The sequence below is a fragment of the Streptomyces sp. NPDC008086 genome, assembly GCF_042957325.1.
GTDB lineage: Bacteria > Actinomycetota > Actinomycetes > Streptomycetales > Streptomycetaceae > Streptomyces.
The window spans coordinates 825,057-841,994 of record NZ_JBIBIA010000002.1 but is presented as its reverse complement, the minus strand read 5'-3'; the positions used below and the strand labels follow the sequence as shown (position 1 = coordinate 841,994).

The window sequence follows — 16,938 nt, the reverse complement described above, 5'->3', positions numbered from 1 at the left end:
GCACCGCACAGGCTCACGCCTCCTCCTCCTTCCCATCCCCGTTCGCCTGCCCCTGACACCCCGGGCACCACACCGTCGTACGGCCCCCGACCCGCGACCGGCGCAGCGCTGTGCCGCAGCGCGGGCAGTGCGGGTCGGGGCTGTCGCGGTGACCGGTGAGCCAGCCGGGGCGTGGGGGGACCCGGCCCGCGGTGACCGCCGGGCGCAGGGTGCGGCGCATCTGGGTGTAGAGGCGGCGGCGTTCCGGCTCGGTGAGGGTGTTGGCCGGGGTGGCGGGGCGCAGCCTGGCGCGCCACAGGATCTCGTCGGCCAGCAGGTTGCCGAGGCCGGCCAGGACGGACTGGTCGATCAGGACCGCCTTGACGTGGCCGCGGTGCGCGGCGAGCGCGGTCTCGAACTCCGCGCGGTCCACGGTCAGGGCGTCGGGGCCCTGGTGCGCCAGCAGCCGTTCGACGTCCAAGTCGTCGTGGGCCAGCCAGAGACCCTGGAGTTTGCGCTGGTCGCGGTAGCGGAGCTGGCGGTCGCGGGCCAGGGTGAACAGGACCCGGTCGTGGGGTTCGGGCGGGTCGTCCGGGTGGGCGCGGAGCAGCAGGCCGGTCATGCCGAAGTGCAGGGCGAGGGTGGGGCCGCCGGTGCGGGCCAGCAGCCACTTGCCGTGCCGCCGCGTCCCGGTGATCCGGCGGCCCGCCAGCGCGTCCCGCAGGCCCCGCGCGCTCACCCCGTGCAGGACGCCCGGGTCGCGCACGTCGACGCGCCGGATGACCCTGCCCTGCGCACAGGACCGGAGCACCTCGCGGAAGCCCTCGACGTCCGGCAGCTCAGGCATGGGGGGCGCCGGCCTTCGGGGCATGAATGCCTCGCATCTTTACCGTTTGCCCCTTTTTGCCGCCTTTGCACCTCACCAGGTGCTCAGCCCTGCCGCGGCCCCGCGTCAGCGCCGCTTGAACTCCACCGGCCCCGCGTTCATCTCCACCGTGCCGTCCGCGTGGAGCACGGGGCGGCGCTCGGTCATCCGGCCGCTGTAGGCCTCGACGTGGTGGATCGTGGCCCCGTCGGACTCGGTGAAGTCGACCAGGGCGATGGCCACCCAGTAGCGGGTCTTGGTGTTCTCGAAGAGCGGCACGGTGACGGTCGAGCCACGGCCGTCGGTGACCACGACCTTCGCGCCGAAGCTGCGGAAGGAGCCGAAGCCGTTGCTGACCGCGGAGTAGGCGCACAGCAGGACATAGCCCTGCTCGGCGGGGCGGACGATACGGAGGGTCTCGCGGCCGGGGACCCGGGCGTCGCCGTCGAGGTGGATGAAGGGACGGTTCTTCAGCGAGCCGAGGCGCTTGTAGTAGACGACGTCCCCGCCTTTGCCCTTCTTCGCCGTGTCCGCGTCGGCCGCGGGGCGCGACTTCTTCTTCGGCGTGACGAGGGTGCCGGGCGGCTGGTCGCCGCGTAGCGCCTTGGACGCCGGCACGAACAGGGCGTAGAGGTCGAGGTCGGCGCCCCGCCTGCGGCGCTCGTCGCTGCCGCCGTCCCACTCCAGGGTCGCCGTGACCACCAGCTCGCGGTCCGCCTTGTCCAGGCTCATCGAGACCTGGCCGCCCTTGTCGAGGCTGATCCTGCCGAGCGGGGGCTTGCGCAGGTTCATGGGCGGCGCGGCCGGGGGCGGGGTCGGCCATGCCGGTGTCTCTGCCGCCGCCAGCCGCGCGGGCTCCTCCGGTGCCTCGGGCCCCTCCGGTTCCTCCGCCACCTCGATGCCGAAGTCCGTCGCGAGACCCGCCAGCCCGTCGGCGTAGCCCTGGCCGATGGCGCGCAGCTTCCAGGTCTCGCCCCTGCGGTAGAGCTCCATCAGGAGTACGGCGCGTTCGCCGTCGGTGAGGGCGGGCGGGCGGAAGTGGACGGGTTCCGCGCCGAGTCGGGAGGCGCGGACCGTGACGTCCTTCACCTCACGGAAGGTGCGGCTCGCGTCGTCGGGGTCGCAACTGCCGACCAGGACCACGCGGTCCACGTCCGCGGGGAGCGCGGCCGGGTTCATCTCGACGCGCTCGGGTCCGTCGGCGTCGGCCGCGAGGTGCCGTACGGCACCGGACTCTGCGGTCGGCTGGTTGTAGAAGACCAGGTCGTCGTCGGAGCGGACCTTGCCGTCCGCCGCCACCAGCAGGGCGCTGAGGTCGACGGTGCCGCCGACGGCGTGCAGTTCGGCGACGAGGGCCCCGGAGCCCACCACGATGTTCCCGCCCTTGCTCAGCTCCGGCATGCCCCCACCCCTCGAAAGCCCCCTACGAAATGTCCTCCCAGCCTGCCACCCGGCGCGGCTCCCGCACCACCGCCGTCTCCCCCGCCGCGACGCTGACCGCGCCCGGCACCGGCCTGCCCGTGAGCAGTTCGGTGGCGTCCGCCGCGACCGCGACATGGGCGGGCCGGTCGGTGTGGTTGATCAGGAAGAGGTAGTCGGCCTCCGGGCCGCGCCGCAGCACCGCCTCGACGCCCTCCGGCGTGCCGCGCACCGGCTCGACACCCGCCTCCGCGCGGATACGGTCCACCAGCGCGGCCAGCGTCTGCGGATCCGGCAGCGTGGCCAGGTACCAGGCCACACCGGTGCCGTGCGCGTTGCGGGTCACCGCCGGCACACCCCGGAGCGGGCCGGAGGTGTACGACGTGACCGGCTCGGCGCCGGTGAGGCGCACCCGCTCCGACCACAGGGTCCCGGTGCCGCCGTCGCTCAGGCCCACGGACTCGCCCGGCAGCAGCGGGAACAGTTCGTCGGTGCGCACGCCGAGCGCCTCCCGGAACGCGCCCGGGTAACCGCCCAGCCGGACATGGCAGTTCTCGTCGACCGCGCCGCTGTGGAAGCCGACGGCCAGGGTGCCGCCGCGCTCCGCGAACCCGGTGAGATTGGCCGCGCCCTCGTCGTCCACCAGGTAGAGGCTCGGGGCCAGGACCAGGCGGTACGCCGACAGGTCGGCGTCGGGACGGACGAAGTCCACCGCGACGCCCGCCCGCCACAGCGGCTCGTACCAGGCACGGACCAGGTCCTGGAAACGCAGCTCGCCGCTCGGCTGCGAGGGGAGTTCCATCGCCCAGCGTGAGCTCCAGTCCCAGACGATCGCCACCTCGGCCGTGCCGACGCTGCCGCGCACCTCGGCCAACGCCCGCAGGTCCGCGCCCAGTCGGACGACGTCCCGCCAGATCTGGCTGTCCGTGCCCGCGTGCGGCAGCATCGCCGAGTGCCACTGCTCGGCGCCCGCCCTGGCCGCGCGCCACTGGAAGTACGCGATGCCGTCCGCGCCCCGCGCCACATGGGCGAGCGCGTTGCGCCGCAGCTCCCCCGGGCCCTTCGCCCGGTTCACCGGCTGCCAGTTCACGGCACCCGTCGAGTGCTCCATCAGCAGCCAGGGGCCGCCCGCGAGGGAGCGGACCAGGTCGCCGCTGAGCGCGAGGTCGATCTGCGACTCGGGGTCGGCGGACTGGAGGTAGTGGTCGTTGGAGACGATGTCCAGCTTCGGGGCCCAGCGCCAGTAGTCGAGGGCGTCGAAGTTGTACATCGCCATGAAGTTGGTGGTGGCGGGGATGTCCGGGGCCGCCTTCAGCAGCACCGCGCGCTCCGCCTCGTACAGCGACAGCAGTTCGTCGCTGCAGAAGCGGCGCCAGTCCAGCTGGTGGGTGGGGTTCGGGACGGCGCCGGTGGGGCGGGGCGGGAGGATCTCGTCCCAGTCGTAGTACCACTGGCTCCAGAAACGGGTGCCCCAGGCGTCGTTGAGGGCGCCCAGGTCGTCCGCGTACCGCCTGCGCAGCCAGCGCCGGAACGCGGCCGCGCTCTCGTCGCAGTGGCACTCGGCGTTGTGGCAGCCGTACTCGTTGTGGACGTGCCACATCGCCACCGCCGGATGACCCGCGTACCGCCGGGCGATCTCCCCCGCCATCCGCAGCGCCGCCTCGCGGTACGCCGGGCTGCTCGGGCAGAACGTCTGACGGCTGCCGTACGACAGCCCCCGGCCGTCCTTGTCGACGGGCAGGGCCTCGGGGTGGGCCTTGAAGAACCACGCCGGGGGCGCCGCCGTCGGGGTCGCGAGGTCGGCCGCGATGCCGTGGGAGTGCAGCAGGTCGAGGACGCGGTCGAGGAGGGAGAAGTCGTACGCGCCCTCCTTGGGCTCCAGCAGCGCCCAGGAGAAGATGCCGACGCTGACCATGGTGACCCCGGCCTCGCCCATCAGGCGCATGTCCTCGGCCCAGACCTCCTCGGGCCACTGCTCGGGGTTGTAGTCGCCGCCGTAGGCGATGCCGGGGACGGAGAGTTCGCGCTTCACCGGGCGCCTCCGCCGAGGAGGCGGCGCGTGGTGGTCACGCCCCACTCGTCCAGGGACAGCAGCCGGTCGCTGGAGGCCATCAGACCGCCGGTCGCCTCGACGTGCGCGGCCCAGCGCTCCCGGGTCTCGACGGCCGGGCGGGCCATCAGACAGTCCGGGTCGTTGATCCAGAGCCGGCCGTGCTGCCACTGCCGGCCGACCCCGGTGAACTCGGCGGGGTCCTGGCCGGGCTGGCTGTAGTCGTCGGCCTCGGGGCGACGGTGCGGTGCCGTGTCGGGGCTGACCCGCATCGCGTCGAACAGACCGATCGACGCGAGCAGCGGCGCCCCGCAGCCCAGCAGGTAGGCGTCCGCGCCGATCGCCTCGCGGATCAGCCGGATGCCCTCGCGGTACGCCGTCAGCGCGTCCGCCTCCGTGTCGTGCCGTACGCCGTCCAGGGCGCCCGCGTAGAGGAAGTCGACCTTGAAGTAGTCGTAGCCCTCGGCGCGCAAGGTCCGGAAGACCTCCGTCAGATACGCCGCCGCCTCGGGGTGGGTGGTGTCCAGGACGCGCAGGTCGTGGCCCCAGTTGCGGCCGGCGTGCGTGAAGCCGCCGTCCGCGTCGCGGACCAGCCACTCGGGGTGCTCGGCGGCCAGGGCGCTCGCCGGGTCGACCAGGAAGGGCGCCGTCCAGATGCCGGCGCGGCGGCCCCGCGCCCGGATCGCGTCCGCGATGCCCGCGCGGGAGCGGAAGCGGCCGGACAGGGTGAGCCAGTCGCCGAGGGCCTTCTGGTAGCCGTCGTCGATCTGGACGACGTCGATGGGCAGGTCGAGGGTGTCCATCGCACGGAGGTTCTCGTGGATGTCGTCCTCGGTGACGGCGGTGAAGTACTCGTACCAGGAGCACCAGACCGTCGGCGCCGGACCGGGGGCGGGCAGCTGGAGGCTGTCGGCCCAGTCGCCCAGCACCGACTGGACGGTGGCGCCCGTCCACTCCTTCACCGGCCCGTCCGCGCTGACCTCCGCGACGGCGCCGTCCGTCACGGCCAGCCGGATCGACGGCACCTCGCGCGTCGGGTCGACCGCCGCCCACAGACGGACCGGCGAGCCGTCACCGGGGTCGAGCGCCAGCAGGCCCTCGCCCTGGAAGGTGCCCTCGGGGACGGTGACGCCCGGGCGATAGCAGACCGTCGCCCAGTTGTCGTTGGTCGGGCGGTACGGCTTGTCGCCGAGGGCGTAGGCGCCGCTGGGGCTCCAGGACTGCCAGCCCTCCTCGTGGACGCGGGCCTTGCGCGGGTCCACGGACACGGAGGCGACCGGGGTGAAGGGGTTGTGCACGAGGGGTCTCTTTCAAGCTGAGGGCGGTCAGCCCTTGTTGGCGCCCAGCGTCAGGCCGCTGACGAACTGCCGCTGGAGCACGAAGTACACGATCAGGGTGGGGATCGCGGTGAGCAGGGCGCCGGCGGCGACCAGGTTGGGGTCGGTGAAGTACGCGCCGGTGAGGTTGTTCAGTGCCGAGGTGATCGGCATGTTCTCGCCGGTGGAGATCAGCACCAGGGCCCAGAAGAAGTCGTTGTAGATCCAGATGGACAGGAGGGTCGCCAGGGCGGCCATCGCCGGGCGGCACAGCGGCAGCACGATCTGCCAGTACTGCCGCCACACCGAGGCCCCGTCGACGAGCGCGGCCTCGGTCAGCTCGTGCGGCAGGGAGCGCATGTAGTTGCTGAGCACGAAGGCGCAGAACCCGGACTGGAACGCGACGTGGATGAGGACGAGCCCGAGCGCGGAGTCGTAGAGCTTGCCGCTCATAGTGATGCCGGGCAGGTCGATCAGCAGGTACAGCCGGTACAGCGGGGTGATGATGACCTGCTGCGGGAGCAGGTTGCCGGCCGTGAAGACGAGCAGCAGCGCGAGGTTGAGGCGGAAGTCGAAGCGGCTGACGTAGAACGCGACCATGGACGACAGGAACAGCGTCAACAGCACCGCCGGCACGGCGATGATCATCGTGTTGACGAAGTAGTGGCTCATGTCCGACTGCGTGAAGGCGTTCGTGAAGTTGTCGAAGTTCAGCGTGTCCGGCCAGGACACGTATCCCTTCTCGCTGGTCTCGCTGTACGGCCGCAGCGCCGAGTAGATCGCCCAGGCCAGCGGCGCGATCCAGACCAGTGCCATGGAGGCGAGGAAGAGGTGCAGCAGGATCCGGCCGGGGCGGACCGGGGCGCGCTCCTTGAGCGCGACGGTGGCGGTGCTCATGCGCGCCGCTCCTTCCGGAAGGTGGCCACCAGATAGGGGATGATCACGACGAGGGAGATCAGCAGCAGGACGACCGCGATCGCGGAGCCGTATCCGATGCGGCTGGACTCGCCGATGATGTTGTTGGTGACCAGGATCGAGAGCAGCTCGGTGCCCTCGGCACCCTTGTTGAAGACGAAGACCAGGTCGAAGGCGCGCAGGGCCTCGATGATGGTGACGACCAGCACGACGGTGTTGGTCGGCCGCAGGGTGGGGAAGATGACGTTCTTGAACGTCTGCCACTCGTTCGCCCCGTCCAGCGCGGACGCTTCCCGCAGCGAGGGGTCGACGCCCTTCAGGCCGGCCAGGTACAGGATCATCATGTAGCCGGTGTGCCGCCAGGACGCGGCGACGAGGATCGCCCAGAGGTTGAGGTCCGGGTCGCCGATCCAGTCGATGTACTTGCCCGGCTCGTTGGCCCCGATGATGCTGTTGATCAGGCCGGTGTCCGGGTTGTAGATCAGCTGCCAGACGAAACCGATGACGGCCATGGACAGCACGACCGGCAGGAAGAACGCGGTCTGGTACACCCTGCTGAACCGGATCTTCTTGTCCAGCTGGACGGCCAGGAACAGCCCCAGCGGGGTCGGGATCACGATCAGCACGACGAACCAGATGACGTTGTGCTCGACAGCCGGCCAGAACTGCGGGTTCTGCTCGAAGAGTTCCTTGAAGTTCTGCAGGCCGACCCACTTGATCGAGTCGAAGCCGATGCCGTCCCAGGTGGTGAAGGCCAGCGCGATGGAGGCCAGCGCGGTCACCCAGACCAGGGCGATGTGCAGGAACGTCGGCACGCCCGCCATGAATCCGAGGGTGAACCGGTCACGGCGGGTCAGCAGACGCTTGTGCCCCTGGGGCACCTTCGTGGAGTTGTTCTCGGCGGGGGCAGCGCCCGGAGGCGGCACGGCGGCCGCCTCCGGGTGCTCCTTGGTGATGTCTGTAGTCATGTGAGTCAGCCAGATCTGCCGTATCAGTCGGTCAGCCGGACGCGAAGATCGTCTTCTTCTGCCGTTCGATCGACGACAGGATGCCGTCGATGCCCTTGGGGTCGCGGATGAACTTCTGCAGCGCGGGCTGCATCACCGTGGAGGTGAAGTCCGGACGGCTGTCACGGTCCATGAACTGGGTCAGGGACTTGGCGCCGGAGATCATGTCGTACGCCTTCTTCTGCAGGGCGGTGTACGACGACGTGTCGGCCTTGATGGAGGCGTGGACCACGCTCGGGTCGGACTTGAGGTAGATGTCCTCGGCGTCCGGGGTGCCCAGGTACTCCAGGAGCTTGACGGCCTGGGCCTTGTTCTTGGGGCTCTTGCTCATCATGAAGCCGTCGGTCGGCGCCTCGACGGTGTCCTGGCCGAACGCCGGGTCGATCTCCGGGAAGGCGAAGAAGTCGAGGTCGTCCAGGTCGGCCTTGTTGGTGAACTGCTGCGCCACGAAGGTGCCGAGCAGATACATGCCGGCCTTCTTCGAGGCGAGCGTCTGGGCCGCGTCCTGCCAGGTGCGGCCGACGGCGCCCTCCTGGTGGTAGGGGAGGATCTCCGACCACAGGTCGAAGGCCTTGCGCACCTTGGCGTCGGTCCAGGCGGCCTTGCCGGCCATCAGGTCGACGTGGAAGTCGTAGCCGTTCTGGCGGAAGTTGATCTGGTCGAAGGTGCCGAGCGCGGGCCAGGCGTCCTTGTCGCCGAAGGCGATCGGGACGAGGCCGTCCTTCTTCATCTGCTTGCACAGCGCGACGAAGTCGTCCCACTTGGTGGGGACTTCGTAGCCCTTCTCCTTGAAGACGCTCTTCCGGTAGAAGATCGCCCACGGGTACGTGTACAGCGGCACGAAGTAGTACTTGCCGTCCTCGCCCTTGGAGAGCTTCTGCATCGCCTCGGGGAAGTTGCCCTCGATGGTCTTCCACACGTCGTCGATCGGGGTGGCCAGACCCTTGGCCGCGAAGAACTGCATCCGGTAACCGGCGAACCAGGTGAACACGTCGTCCGGCGTGCCCTGGAGGTAGGAGTTGATCTGCTCCTGGAAGGTGTTGGAGTCCTTGGTGTTCACGTCGACCGTGATGCCGGTCTTCTTCTGGTAGGCCGCGTAGATGTCGGCGAACGCCTTCTTCGGCACCGGGTCGGACGCCTTGGAGCCGAGGGTCACGGTCTTCGGGTCACTCGCCGTACCGCTGCCGCCGCAGGCGCTCAGCAGCGGGATCCCGGCGCCGAGTACGGCGGCGCCGCCTATGCCGCGCAGCAGGGAGCGGCGGCTCGGCGATGGCAGTGAGAGACCGGAGGGAGAGAGGTGCGGCATCTACGGCTCCTGATGGCAAGGTTCGATCATGAGGGATTGGATGCGTCGAAGTCCGTCGTAACCGATCAGAAATCAACTTGAACGAACACTGGTGGCGCAATAACAGCCCTTTGTCAGGTCATGCGTCAAGAGATGTCGATCGCCGTTTTGGAAACGTGACCGACATCTCGAACCGGGCTTCAACACTGCGTTGATCGAACCCGAGCACGCGGCCAGGCCGGCCTGGCACAAGCGGGCGTTCGCGGATGTGAGCCCGGTGCTCGTCCTCGGGCTCCCGGTCGTGGGCTGGATCGCCGGCCTCGTCACGCTGATCGCGCACTCGGACCTCAGCGGCGCGACCCTCTGGCGGCCTGGTTCTTCGGGGCCAAGCCTTTGATCATCGGCCTGGTGCTGTACGGCATGGCCGCCAAGACGCCGTACGACCGCGCGATCCTGCGCCGCCGCGGGATCTCCGTGCCGGCGACCTTCCACCGCCATGCCGGCAAGAGGCGGATGTTCCGGTTCACGGACCTGGACGGCGTCCCGCGGGACCGCGAGATCGACACCGCCGCCCAGGCTCCCGCTGATCCAGGTGCTGTCCCAGGCGCCCCGGCCGAGTACAGCTAGCGCACCACCACCGGCCGGGTCTCGCTCACCTGGTCCACCTCCGAGACGCGCACGGTCACCTTCATCTCCCAGGTGCCGGCGATGGGGAGGTTGAGGAAGCTGTTGGCCCAGTAGCCGCCCTTGTCCGTGAGTTCGGCGTCGAGGGGGCCGATGTCCTTGCCCGGGTGGGTGAAGGAGATCCGCAGCTCGGGGACGATGGACACGCCGCCGTCGGGACCGTAGACGAGGGCCTCGATCGAGTTGTCGCCGACCCGCCCCGGGTCGAGGGTGACCTGCACCTTGCCATGGCCGCCGGGGGTGCCGACGTCGAAGGGGACGTAGGTGACGGAGGCCCCGATGACGGTGGGCGCCCCCGCCGCCGCGTCGGCCTCCGCCCGGCCGGGCAGCGTGCTGGTGAGGATCGTGGTGAGCAGCAGCACCACGGCACCGACGACGACTTCGGCGAGGACGGAACGGCGGAGGGCGCGGCGGTGGGGGTCCCGGGGTGGCGGTACGTCGTCCTGGGGTGCCTGTACGTCGTCCGTGGGAGGCCCTACGTCGTCCGTGGAAGGCCCTACGTCGGACTGTCCCGGCGGCTCGGGAAGCGCCGGTCCGCCGACCGCCTCCGGGACGCGCTCACCCTCCCGCTCCCGCGCCGGCACGACCGCCTCCGCGTCGACCGCCTCCACAGAGGACGCCTCCGCATCGACCGGTTCCGCATCGCCCGCCGTCGCCAGCCGCGCCGTCCAGCGTCGCGAGAGGGCCGCCGCTCCGAGGAGCAGGGCCACCGCGATCAGCTTGAGGGTCAGGAGGCGGCCGTACGTCGTGCCGGTGAGCGCGTCCCAGGAGCCGAGGCCGCGCCAGGACTGGTAGACACCGGTGACGACGAGGACGGTCACGGAGGCGAAGGCGAGCCGGGAGAAGCGGGTCACGGCGGCCGGGGTCAGCCGGGTGCGGTACAGCGTCACGAGCAGGGCCACGAGCCCGCCCAGCCACACCGCCGTGGCGAGCAGATGCAGCGCCGAGGACGTCATCGCGACCGGCACCTGGATGCCGGCGGAGGCGTGTTCACCGGCGGCCCAGGTCATGGCGAGCCCGGCGGCGAGGGCCGCGCCGCCCCAGCCGTACGGCCTGCGGCGCCTGGCCAGCCGTACGAGATACCCGGCGGCCACGGCCAGGAGCCCCAGCCTCGCCAGCAGGACGGCCCCCGGCCGACTGCTCAGCGTCCGGCTCAGGGAGTCGACGCTCAGTGACCCCAGGGGCCCCTCGCCGGTCTCGTAGGGGGCACGCAGCACCAGCAGGGCGAGGGTGGCGCCGAGGAGCGTCCACCAGCTCGCCCGCAGCAGCCCGCGGAGCACGGACGCGTCCGGCGGACGGCACAGCGCCACGAAGGCGGCCGTGCCGATGAGCAGGGTGGCGGCGAGGTAGGCCAGATAGCGGGCGATGTTGTAGAGGCCCTTGGTCGCCGGGTCCTCGGTGGGCCCGGGGTCCACGGTGGCCGTGGTGACGGTGGCCTTCCCGACGGAGAACGTGAACGCGCCGGACACGGGGTGGCTGTCGGCCGACACCACCCGCCAGGCCACGGTGTACGTCCCCTGCGCCAGCTTCCCGGGCAACGTCACCCGGGCGGTCCGGCTGCTGTCCGGGGTGTGCGCCGGCTCCCCCGTGCGCAGGCGCCGCCCGTCGGGGTCCAGGACGCGGAAGGAGTCCTCGAGCAGCCCGACGGACTCCGTGAAGGTCAGGGTGAGATGGCGGGGGGCCGACTTGAGGAGGGCCCCGTCCTCGGGGTCGGTGGCGCGGAGGGCCGCGTGGGCCGACGCGGGTCCCGTGCCGCCGAGGAGGAACAGGACCAGCAGGGGGCCCAGCAGCACCAGCCGTTGAAGCCGCCGCCGTCCGCTGGATCGGCGCCACGGTTGTCGTCGGTCATCGCACCCCACGTGTCACATCTCCGTCGTCGGACTCGAGGCCTCGGGGATAGGTACGGACGGGGAGGCCCAGGGGCTCAGCGCCGGGCGGCGGTTTTGCGCACGGACTACGCTCTACACTCCCCGGCGCCGTGCTGGGCCATCCGGCCGGGCCAACTGGGAGATGTGACATGTCCTGTCGAACTCTGGCTGCCCTGAGCCTTGTCGCGCTTGCCGTGGTTCCCGCGACCGCCTGCTCGGCGAGCGACTCCGGCGCGCAGGAGCCCACGAAGCCCTCCACGCCCGGCAGGCCCGCGCAGACGGGAACCGCCCCGTCCCACGCCTCGGCGGAGCCGCCCGTGGTGCGGCCTCCGGAGCTGGACGAAACCGAGACCGTGGCCGTGCGGCAGGGTGAGACGCACGGCAGTCGCAGCCTCGATTTCGGCAGGGGAAGAAGGGCGAGGCGCTCATCGTCGCCGTGCGATGCCAAGGCGACGGGACGGTCAACGTCACCGTGCGGCCCGCAGCCGTCTCCTTTCCGCTGGAATGCCTCGACAGCGAGGTGACCACCATCCACAACCAGATGGACGTCGCGGGAGCAGAGGACGAGGGCACCGTCTCCGTCGAAGCGCCGACGACCGTCCGCTGGTCCATGACCGTCGGCCGCGGCAAGGCGACGGCGGAGGAACCCCCTGAGCCGCCGACGGACACATAGATCCGGCAGGGGAAGAGGCGGCGGAGGTCTCCCATCCGATTGACTGGGTCCGCGTTGACCGAACGGCGCGCGCTACGACCGCCGATATGACCGGAGACACGACCCGTGATGCGTGGGGGCCACGAAGTGAAGAGCAACGATGTTCCGCTGATACCGGACGCGGCATGGCTGGAGGAGCGGCTGGGGAAGGGATCGCTCTGGCGGCCGGGCGCGGGGGACCTGCCGGCCGAGCTGACTCACGCCTCTTCGCGGGAGTTCCTGCTCACGGTCGGATTCCCCGCCGTCCACCTCGAAGTCGTGGGGATCGACACGAGTCACTTGCGGGACGAGGACGGAATGGAGCCGTTCGACGCCGACGAGATCTACGGCGAGCGCTACCCCGACGACGACTCCCCGCCCAAGAACTTCTGCTTCACCATCGCCACCTGCTCCGACCAGCACCTGATGCTCGGCGCGGATCTCGGTGGCATCACCCACTACGACCCCAACGGATGGGACCACGGCGCCGGTTGGAAGGGGGAGGCCGCCGACAGCCTCCCCGGTCTGGCCGTGCTCCTCGCCCTCATCGCCGAGTCGAGCGAGGCCCTGGACTCGGCCGACGACGCCGTACGCGTCGCCGCCGCCGCCGAGTTGCGGAGCCGCATGATCGACGTGGACCCGTTCGTGGACGACTCCGAGTTCTGGGACGAGATCTTCGAGTTGTTCGAGTGAGTTCGTACGGTTTCCGTCTCGAACCTCCCGATGCCCACCCTGTCGTGTCCTCTCACCACGTAGGCCTGGCCGACACCCCGCCGTCCACCACCAGATCGTGCCCGGAGACCCACGACGCGAGCCCCGACGCCAGGAAGACGCACGCGTCACCCACGTCCTCCGCGCGCCCGAGCCGCCCGACGGGCGCGGCCGCCCGCCACCTGCGGACGCCGTCCGGCCAGGCCTCCTCCAGCCCCTCCCGGTCGATCAGGCCGGGGGAGACCGTGTTCACGCGGATGCCGAAGGGGCCGTACTCCAGGGCGGCCGCGCGGGCGTGCGTCACCACCGCTGCCTTGGACGCGGAGTAGTGGGCGTGGAGGGGTGCGGGGTGGCTCGCCTCGATGGAGGCGATGTGGGTCACCGAGCCGCCGCCCTCCTGCTCCCGCATCACCTCGGCCGCGGCCTGCGTGCAGGCGAAGACGCTGGAGAGGTTGGTGTCGACGACCGCCCGCCACTGCGCCGACGACATCCCGGGCAGCGCGTGCGTCGGCTGCACCCCCGCGTTGTTGACCAGCGCCGTCAGGCGGCCCCCGCCCCACTCGGCGGCCTCGCCGACCAGCCGCCGACACGCGTCCTCATCCGTCAGGTCGGCCCGCAGGACGAGGGCCCGTCCGCCCGACTCCCGGACACCACGCGCCACTTCCCGCGCCGCATCCACCGCCGTACGGCAGTGGAGCACGACCGCCGCGCCCTCCTCGGCGAACCGCGTCGCGATCCCCCGCCCGATGCCACCGCCCGCGCCGGTGACCAGCGCGACCTGCCCTTGGAGAAGTCCTGGGGAGCCCGAGGGTCCGGGAAGTCCGCTCATGGGCGGCACAGTTTCGCGATCCGGGTGCCCGCCGAGGGATAGCGCGCCGTCAGCTCAGCCAGGTCGCCCTGCTCATAGCTCTCGTAGGTGAATCCGGGCGCCATCGTGCAGCCGAAGAAGGTCCAGGAGCCGCCTGCCGCGACCTGTGCCCCCATCCAGGTTCCGGCGGGGACCGTGAGCTGGATGTGCTGGCCGCGCGGCAGGTCGGGGCCGAGGACGGCGGTGCGGGAGGTGCCGTCCGGGGCGAGGAGCAGGATCTCCAGGGGGTCGCCGAGATAGAAGTGCCAGACCTCGTCGGACGGCAGACGGTGCAGGGCCGAGTAGTCGTCCGCGGTGAGCAGAACCACTATCGCGGTGCCCTGCGGGCGACCGTCGGAGCGCTGCGGCCCGGCCCAGGTCTGGCGGAACAGGCCGCCCTCACGCGGGATCGGCTCCAGGGAATAGTGCGCTACGAGTTCTTCCGGCGTCGGAGTCACGCCCGGAAGGCTACCCCCGGCTCAGGAACGCCAGTTGGGCCCGCTTCTCCGGGATGTACACGTCCGGCAGATCGACCTCGGGCAGCACCACCACCGGCCCGGCCGTGAAGCCCTGCCTGAGGAAGCGGGCTATGGCCTTGTCGTTGCGCACGTCCGGGTCCACGACCACCCGGCGCCGGCCCAGGGTCCGGAAGACGTACGACGCCACGACGCCCACCAGCGCCGAGGTCCACCCGGGCCGCCCGCCCTCGGGGCCGGCCGGGGCGAGCAGCAGGTGGATGCCGATGTCGCCGGGCAGGACGTCGTAGCACTCGCCGACACGGTCCGCCGTCGGCTCGTACGTCTGGAGGAGCGCGACCGGGACCGCGTCCCGCAGGACGAGATGGGCGTGGTGGGTGTCCAGTGTGTCCATGTGGGCGTAGATCCCGGCCACCTGGTCCCTGGTCAGGCCGTTCATGCCCCAGAAGGACGCCCGTTCCTGGCCGACCCAGCCGTGGACGACCTCGATGTCGGCGTCGGCGTGCGGGGCGAGGGGGCGGATACGGACCGTACCGAAGCCCTCGACCACTTCCTCGTGCGCCGACTCGGACAGCTCAGACACCTCGGACATCGGATTCCTTCTCCAGCTTCGTGAAATCGGTGACGACCGGAACCAGGTCCCCCGCCAGCCACAGCGGGAGTTGGTCACGGTGATGGGGCGAGCCCGGGACGCCGGAGGCGCCGAGCGGGACCACCCAGAGGCTCGCCTCGCGGTCGGCCAGGTCCCAGACGTAGCGGGCGGCGGGGCCCCGCGCGCTGAGGTCGGTGAGGCCGGGGACGGTCGAGGTGCACAGCACGCAGTCGTGGTCGCCGGAGAGGCCGGGTCCGTCGTACGAGGGGTCGGGCAGGGCCCGCCAGGGGGCGAGGCGGTGGGTGTCGCCCCAGGTGCCGTGCCCTGCCGCGGTGGATCGGGCCGCCACCTCCTCGACCGCCGCACGCAGGGTCCCGGCGCGGTCGATGCCGTACAACTCCTCGGTCCGCAGGAGGTGTTCCAGCGCGAAGCCGACCCGGGGGAGCAGGGCCAGCCAGGGCAGCAGGACCTCCGGGTAGGCGGGTGGAACGGACAGCGCGGCGAAGGCCGGGTGCGCGGCGAGTCCCCGTACGACCGCTGCGCGCACCGCCGCGTACACGGCCGCGGCCGCGCTGCTCGCGTCCATGCGGCGGTCCCAGGCCAGGAGGGTCCGCCGGACGCGGTCGGCCTCGGGGGTGAGGCCGTCCAGGGCGGCGAGCATGTCCAACAGGGGTGCCGCGGAGGCCAGTTGGGTGTCCATGTGGATCGCCGGCATGTCGGCGGCCGACCAGCGCTCCTTCTCCCCCAGCAGCGCCGTGATGCGGTCGGCCCGGTGCGGTGGGGCGAACTCGACGCCCAGGGGCGCGGCGAGCCCGCGCTGGTTGGCCATGGCGGCGACGCCGTCGGTGAGCCCGCCCCGGGGTGTCTCGTGCCGGCCCCGCCAGTCGTGGCCGGGCTCCCAGGCCGGCACGAGCCGGACCCGGTTGGCCTCCGCCCGCACCGGCACCGTCCCGGCGACGCGGTGCAGCAGGCCGCCCTCGGTGTCGGCGGCCTGGACGACGTTGACGGGCTCGGCCCAGAGGTCGACGGCACGGTCGACGTCGGCGACCCGGCGGGCGCGGAGGAGGGGGAGTAGGGCACTGAAGCCGAGGTCGGAGGTGACGCGGGGCGGGTAGCGGAGGGTGACGGCGAGGGGTGGGTCGTCGTCCAGGGGGACCGGGGGCTCTTCGGAGCCTTCGGTGCCGTCAGCCCCGTCGATCCGTTCGGCGCCGCCGAACCCTTCGGAGAGACCTTCGGAGAAACCTTCCTGCAGATCGGGAAGCCCCTCCGGCCCCCCGATCACCACCGGCCCCCGCTCCGTCTCGATCACCTCGACCTCGACCGGCTCCTCCCCCGCCACCTCCACGACCTCGGTGTGCCGAGCGGCGCGCCGCCAGACCCCGTCCGGACCCAGCGCCTCGACCCCCGCCCCCGTACGCCGCAACCGCTCCCGGTACAGGTCCTGGTAGTCGGCCATGGCGTTGGTGATGGCCCAGGCGACCGTGCCGGTGTGGCCGAAGTGGGCGATGCCGGGGATGCCGGGTACGGCGAGGCCGATGACGTCGAACTCGGGGCAGGAGAGGTGGATCTGCTGGTAGACGCCGGGTTCCTCGATGAAGCGGTGGGGGTCGCCGGCGATGATCGGGCGTCCGGTGACGGTCCGTTCGCCGCTCACCAGCCAGCCGTTGCTGCCGGAGGTGGCCGGCCCGTCGGTGGCGAACAGCGCGACCGCGTCGGCGCCGAGATGCCGGACGACCTGCTCACGCCAGAGCTTGGCCGGGAAGCCGGCGAACAGGATGTGGATGCCGAGCCAGACGCCGAGCGGGGTCCAGGGCTCCCAACGGCCCGGTGCGAGCCCGGTCCGCGTGAACTCCGGCGTACGTCCCGCCCCCTCGGCCAGGCCCTCGTTGACCCCGTCGGCGTACGCCCGCACCCACTCCGCCGTCTCCGGGTCCCGCCCCTCCAGTTCGGCGAAGCAGCGTCTCGCCGTGTCGTCGAGGCGGGCCCGTCTGACGAACCGGTCCCAGGGCAGGGCCTCGGCACCGAGGAAGGACGCGGAGGTGCCCTGGGAGCGGTGCCGCTCCACCTCCAGCTGCCAGGCCCGGTCGAGGGCGGTGACGCGGCCCTGTACGCGGGCGAGCCGTCTCGCGTCGTCGGCGCGGAGATGCGGAATGCCCCAGGCATCGCGGAAGATCTCGCCGGTCACCTGTGCCCCTCCCTTGCTTTAGGTTAGCCTTGCCTAAGTCATTGGTGC

At 71.4% G+C, this 16,938-nt stretch carries 16 protein-coding genes; 4 read left to right on the top strand and 12 right to left on the bottom strand.

The genetic code is table 11. The features are described 5' to 3' along the window. Positions 1 to 13 precede the first annotated feature (13 nt). The 7 genes from ACFZBP_RS09825 to ACFZBP_RS09795 all read right to left on the bottom strand — a co-directional run bounded on the left by ACFZBP_RS09825 (position 14) and on the right by ACFZBP_RS09795 (position 8,857). Entirely contained in the window at positions 14 to 826 is an 813-nt protein-coding gene (locus tag ACFZBP_RS09825; RefSeq protein ID WP_391411468.1) for a DNA-formamidopyrimidine glycosylase family protein, read from the bottom strand. Between the two features lie 105 nt (positions 827 to 931). After that, complete coding sequence (locus ACFZBP_RS09820; RefSeq protein WP_391411466.1) at positions 932 to 2,245, bottom strand: TerD family protein; 1,314 nt, start codon at positions 2,243 to 2,245, stop codon at positions 932 to 934. 22 nt (positions 2,246 to 2,267) lie between these two features. Beyond that, positions 2,268 to 4,295 (bottom strand): beta-galactosidase, encoded by a 2,028-nt coding sequence (locus ACFZBP_RS09815; RefSeq protein ID WP_391411464.1) that lies wholly within the window; start codon positions 4,293 to 4,295, stop codon positions 2,268 to 2,270. Continuing rightward, entirely contained in the window at positions 4,292 to 5,611 is a 1,320-nt protein-coding gene (locus ACFZBP_RS09810) for a glycoside hydrolase family 36 protein (RefSeq protein ID WP_383459702.1), read from the bottom strand. The genes ACFZBP_RS09815 and ACFZBP_RS09810 overlap by 4 nt, the downstream gene beginning before the upstream one ends. Positions 5,612 to 5,638: 27 nt before the next feature. Beyond that, positions 5,639 to 6,526, bottom strand: coding sequence for a carbohydrate ABC transporter permease (locus tag ACFZBP_RS09805; RefSeq protein ID WP_383459705.1), 888 nt, complete (start codon positions 6,524 to 6,526; stop codon positions 5,639 to 5,641). Next, positions 6,523 to 7,512 carry an ABC transporter permease subunit gene (locus ACFZBP_RS09800; protein WP_391411461.1) on the bottom strand — a complete coding sequence of 330 codons (990 nt, stop codon included), beginning with the start codon at positions 7,510 to 7,512 and terminating at the stop codon, positions 6,523 to 6,525. The genes ACFZBP_RS09805 and ACFZBP_RS09800 overlap by 4 nt, the downstream gene beginning before the upstream one ends. A gap of 31 nt (positions 7,513 to 7,543) precedes the next feature. After that, positions 7,544 to 8,857 (bottom strand): ABC transporter substrate-binding protein, encoded by a 1,314-nt coding sequence (locus ACFZBP_RS09795; RefSeq protein WP_383459712.1) that lies wholly within the window; start codon positions 8,855 to 8,857, stop codon positions 7,544 to 7,546. Between the two features lie 190 nt (positions 8,858 to 9,047). Here ACFZBP_RS09795 and ACFZBP_RS09790 point away from each other — a divergent pair, with 190 nt between their 5' ends. Next, entirely contained in the window at positions 9,048 to 9,233 is a 186-nt protein-coding gene (locus tag ACFZBP_RS09790) for a hypothetical protein (protein WP_391411459.1), read from the top strand. Continuing rightward, on the top strand, positions 9,230 to 9,463 hold the full coding sequence (locus ACFZBP_RS09785; protein ID WP_391411457.1) for a hypothetical protein: 234 nt from the start codon (positions 9,230 to 9,232) through the stop codon (positions 9,461 to 9,463). Before ACFZBP_RS09790 ends, ACFZBP_RS09785 begins: the two co-directional genes overlap by 4 nt. On the opposite strand, the gene ACFZBP_RS09780 is transcribed toward ACFZBP_RS09785, so the two are convergent. After that, positions 9,460 to 11,313 (bottom strand): copper resistance protein CopC, encoded by a 1,854-nt coding sequence (locus tag ACFZBP_RS09780; RefSeq protein ID WP_391411455.1) that lies wholly within the window; start codon positions 11,311 to 11,313, stop codon positions 9,460 to 9,462. The genes ACFZBP_RS09785 and ACFZBP_RS09780 overlap by 4 nt on opposite strands. 511 nt (positions 11,314 to 11,824) lie before the next feature. Here ACFZBP_RS09780 and ACFZBP_RS09775 point away from each other — a divergent pair. Then, complete coding sequence (locus ACFZBP_RS09775; protein ID WP_391411453.1) at positions 11,825 to 12,061, top strand: hypothetical protein; 237 nt, start codon at positions 11,825 to 11,827, stop codon at positions 12,059 to 12,061. 126 nt (positions 12,062 to 12,187) lie between these two features. Then, complete coding sequence (locus ACFZBP_RS09770; RefSeq protein WP_391411451.1) at positions 12,188 to 12,772, top strand: hypothetical protein; 585 nt, start codon at positions 12,188 to 12,190, stop codon at positions 12,770 to 12,772. Between the two features lie 52 nt (positions 12,773 to 12,824). On the opposite strand, the gene ACFZBP_RS09765 is transcribed toward ACFZBP_RS09770, so the two are convergent. The 4 genes from ACFZBP_RS09765 to ACFZBP_RS09750 are packed head-to-tail and all read right to left on the bottom strand — an operon-like array spanning position 12,825 to position 16,890. Beyond that, positions 12,825 to 13,619: a glucose 1-dehydrogenase gene (locus ACFZBP_RS09765; RefSeq protein ID WP_391411449.1), complete on the bottom strand. Its 795-nt coding sequence runs from the start codon at positions 13,617 to 13,619 to the stop codon at positions 12,825 to 12,827. Continuing rightward, complete coding sequence (locus ACFZBP_RS09760; protein ID WP_391411447.1) at positions 13,616 to 14,095, bottom strand: cupin domain-containing protein; 480 nt, start codon at positions 14,093 to 14,095, stop codon at positions 13,616 to 13,618. The genes ACFZBP_RS09765 and ACFZBP_RS09760 overlap by 4 nt, the downstream gene beginning before the upstream one ends. A 10-nt stretch (positions 14,096 to 14,105) precedes the next feature. Continuing rightward, on the bottom strand, positions 14,106 to 14,705 hold the full coding sequence (locus ACFZBP_RS09755) for a GNAT family N-acetyltransferase (RefSeq protein WP_391411445.1): 600 nt from the start codon (positions 14,703 to 14,705) through the stop codon (positions 14,106 to 14,108). Then, complete coding sequence (locus ACFZBP_RS09750; RefSeq protein ID WP_391411443.1) at positions 14,689 to 16,890, bottom strand: penicillin acylase family protein; 2,202 nt, start codon at positions 16,888 to 16,890, stop codon at positions 14,689 to 14,691. Before ACFZBP_RS09750 ends, ACFZBP_RS09755 begins: the two co-directional genes overlap by 17 nt. Positions 16,891 to 16,938: the final 48 nt, after the last annotated feature.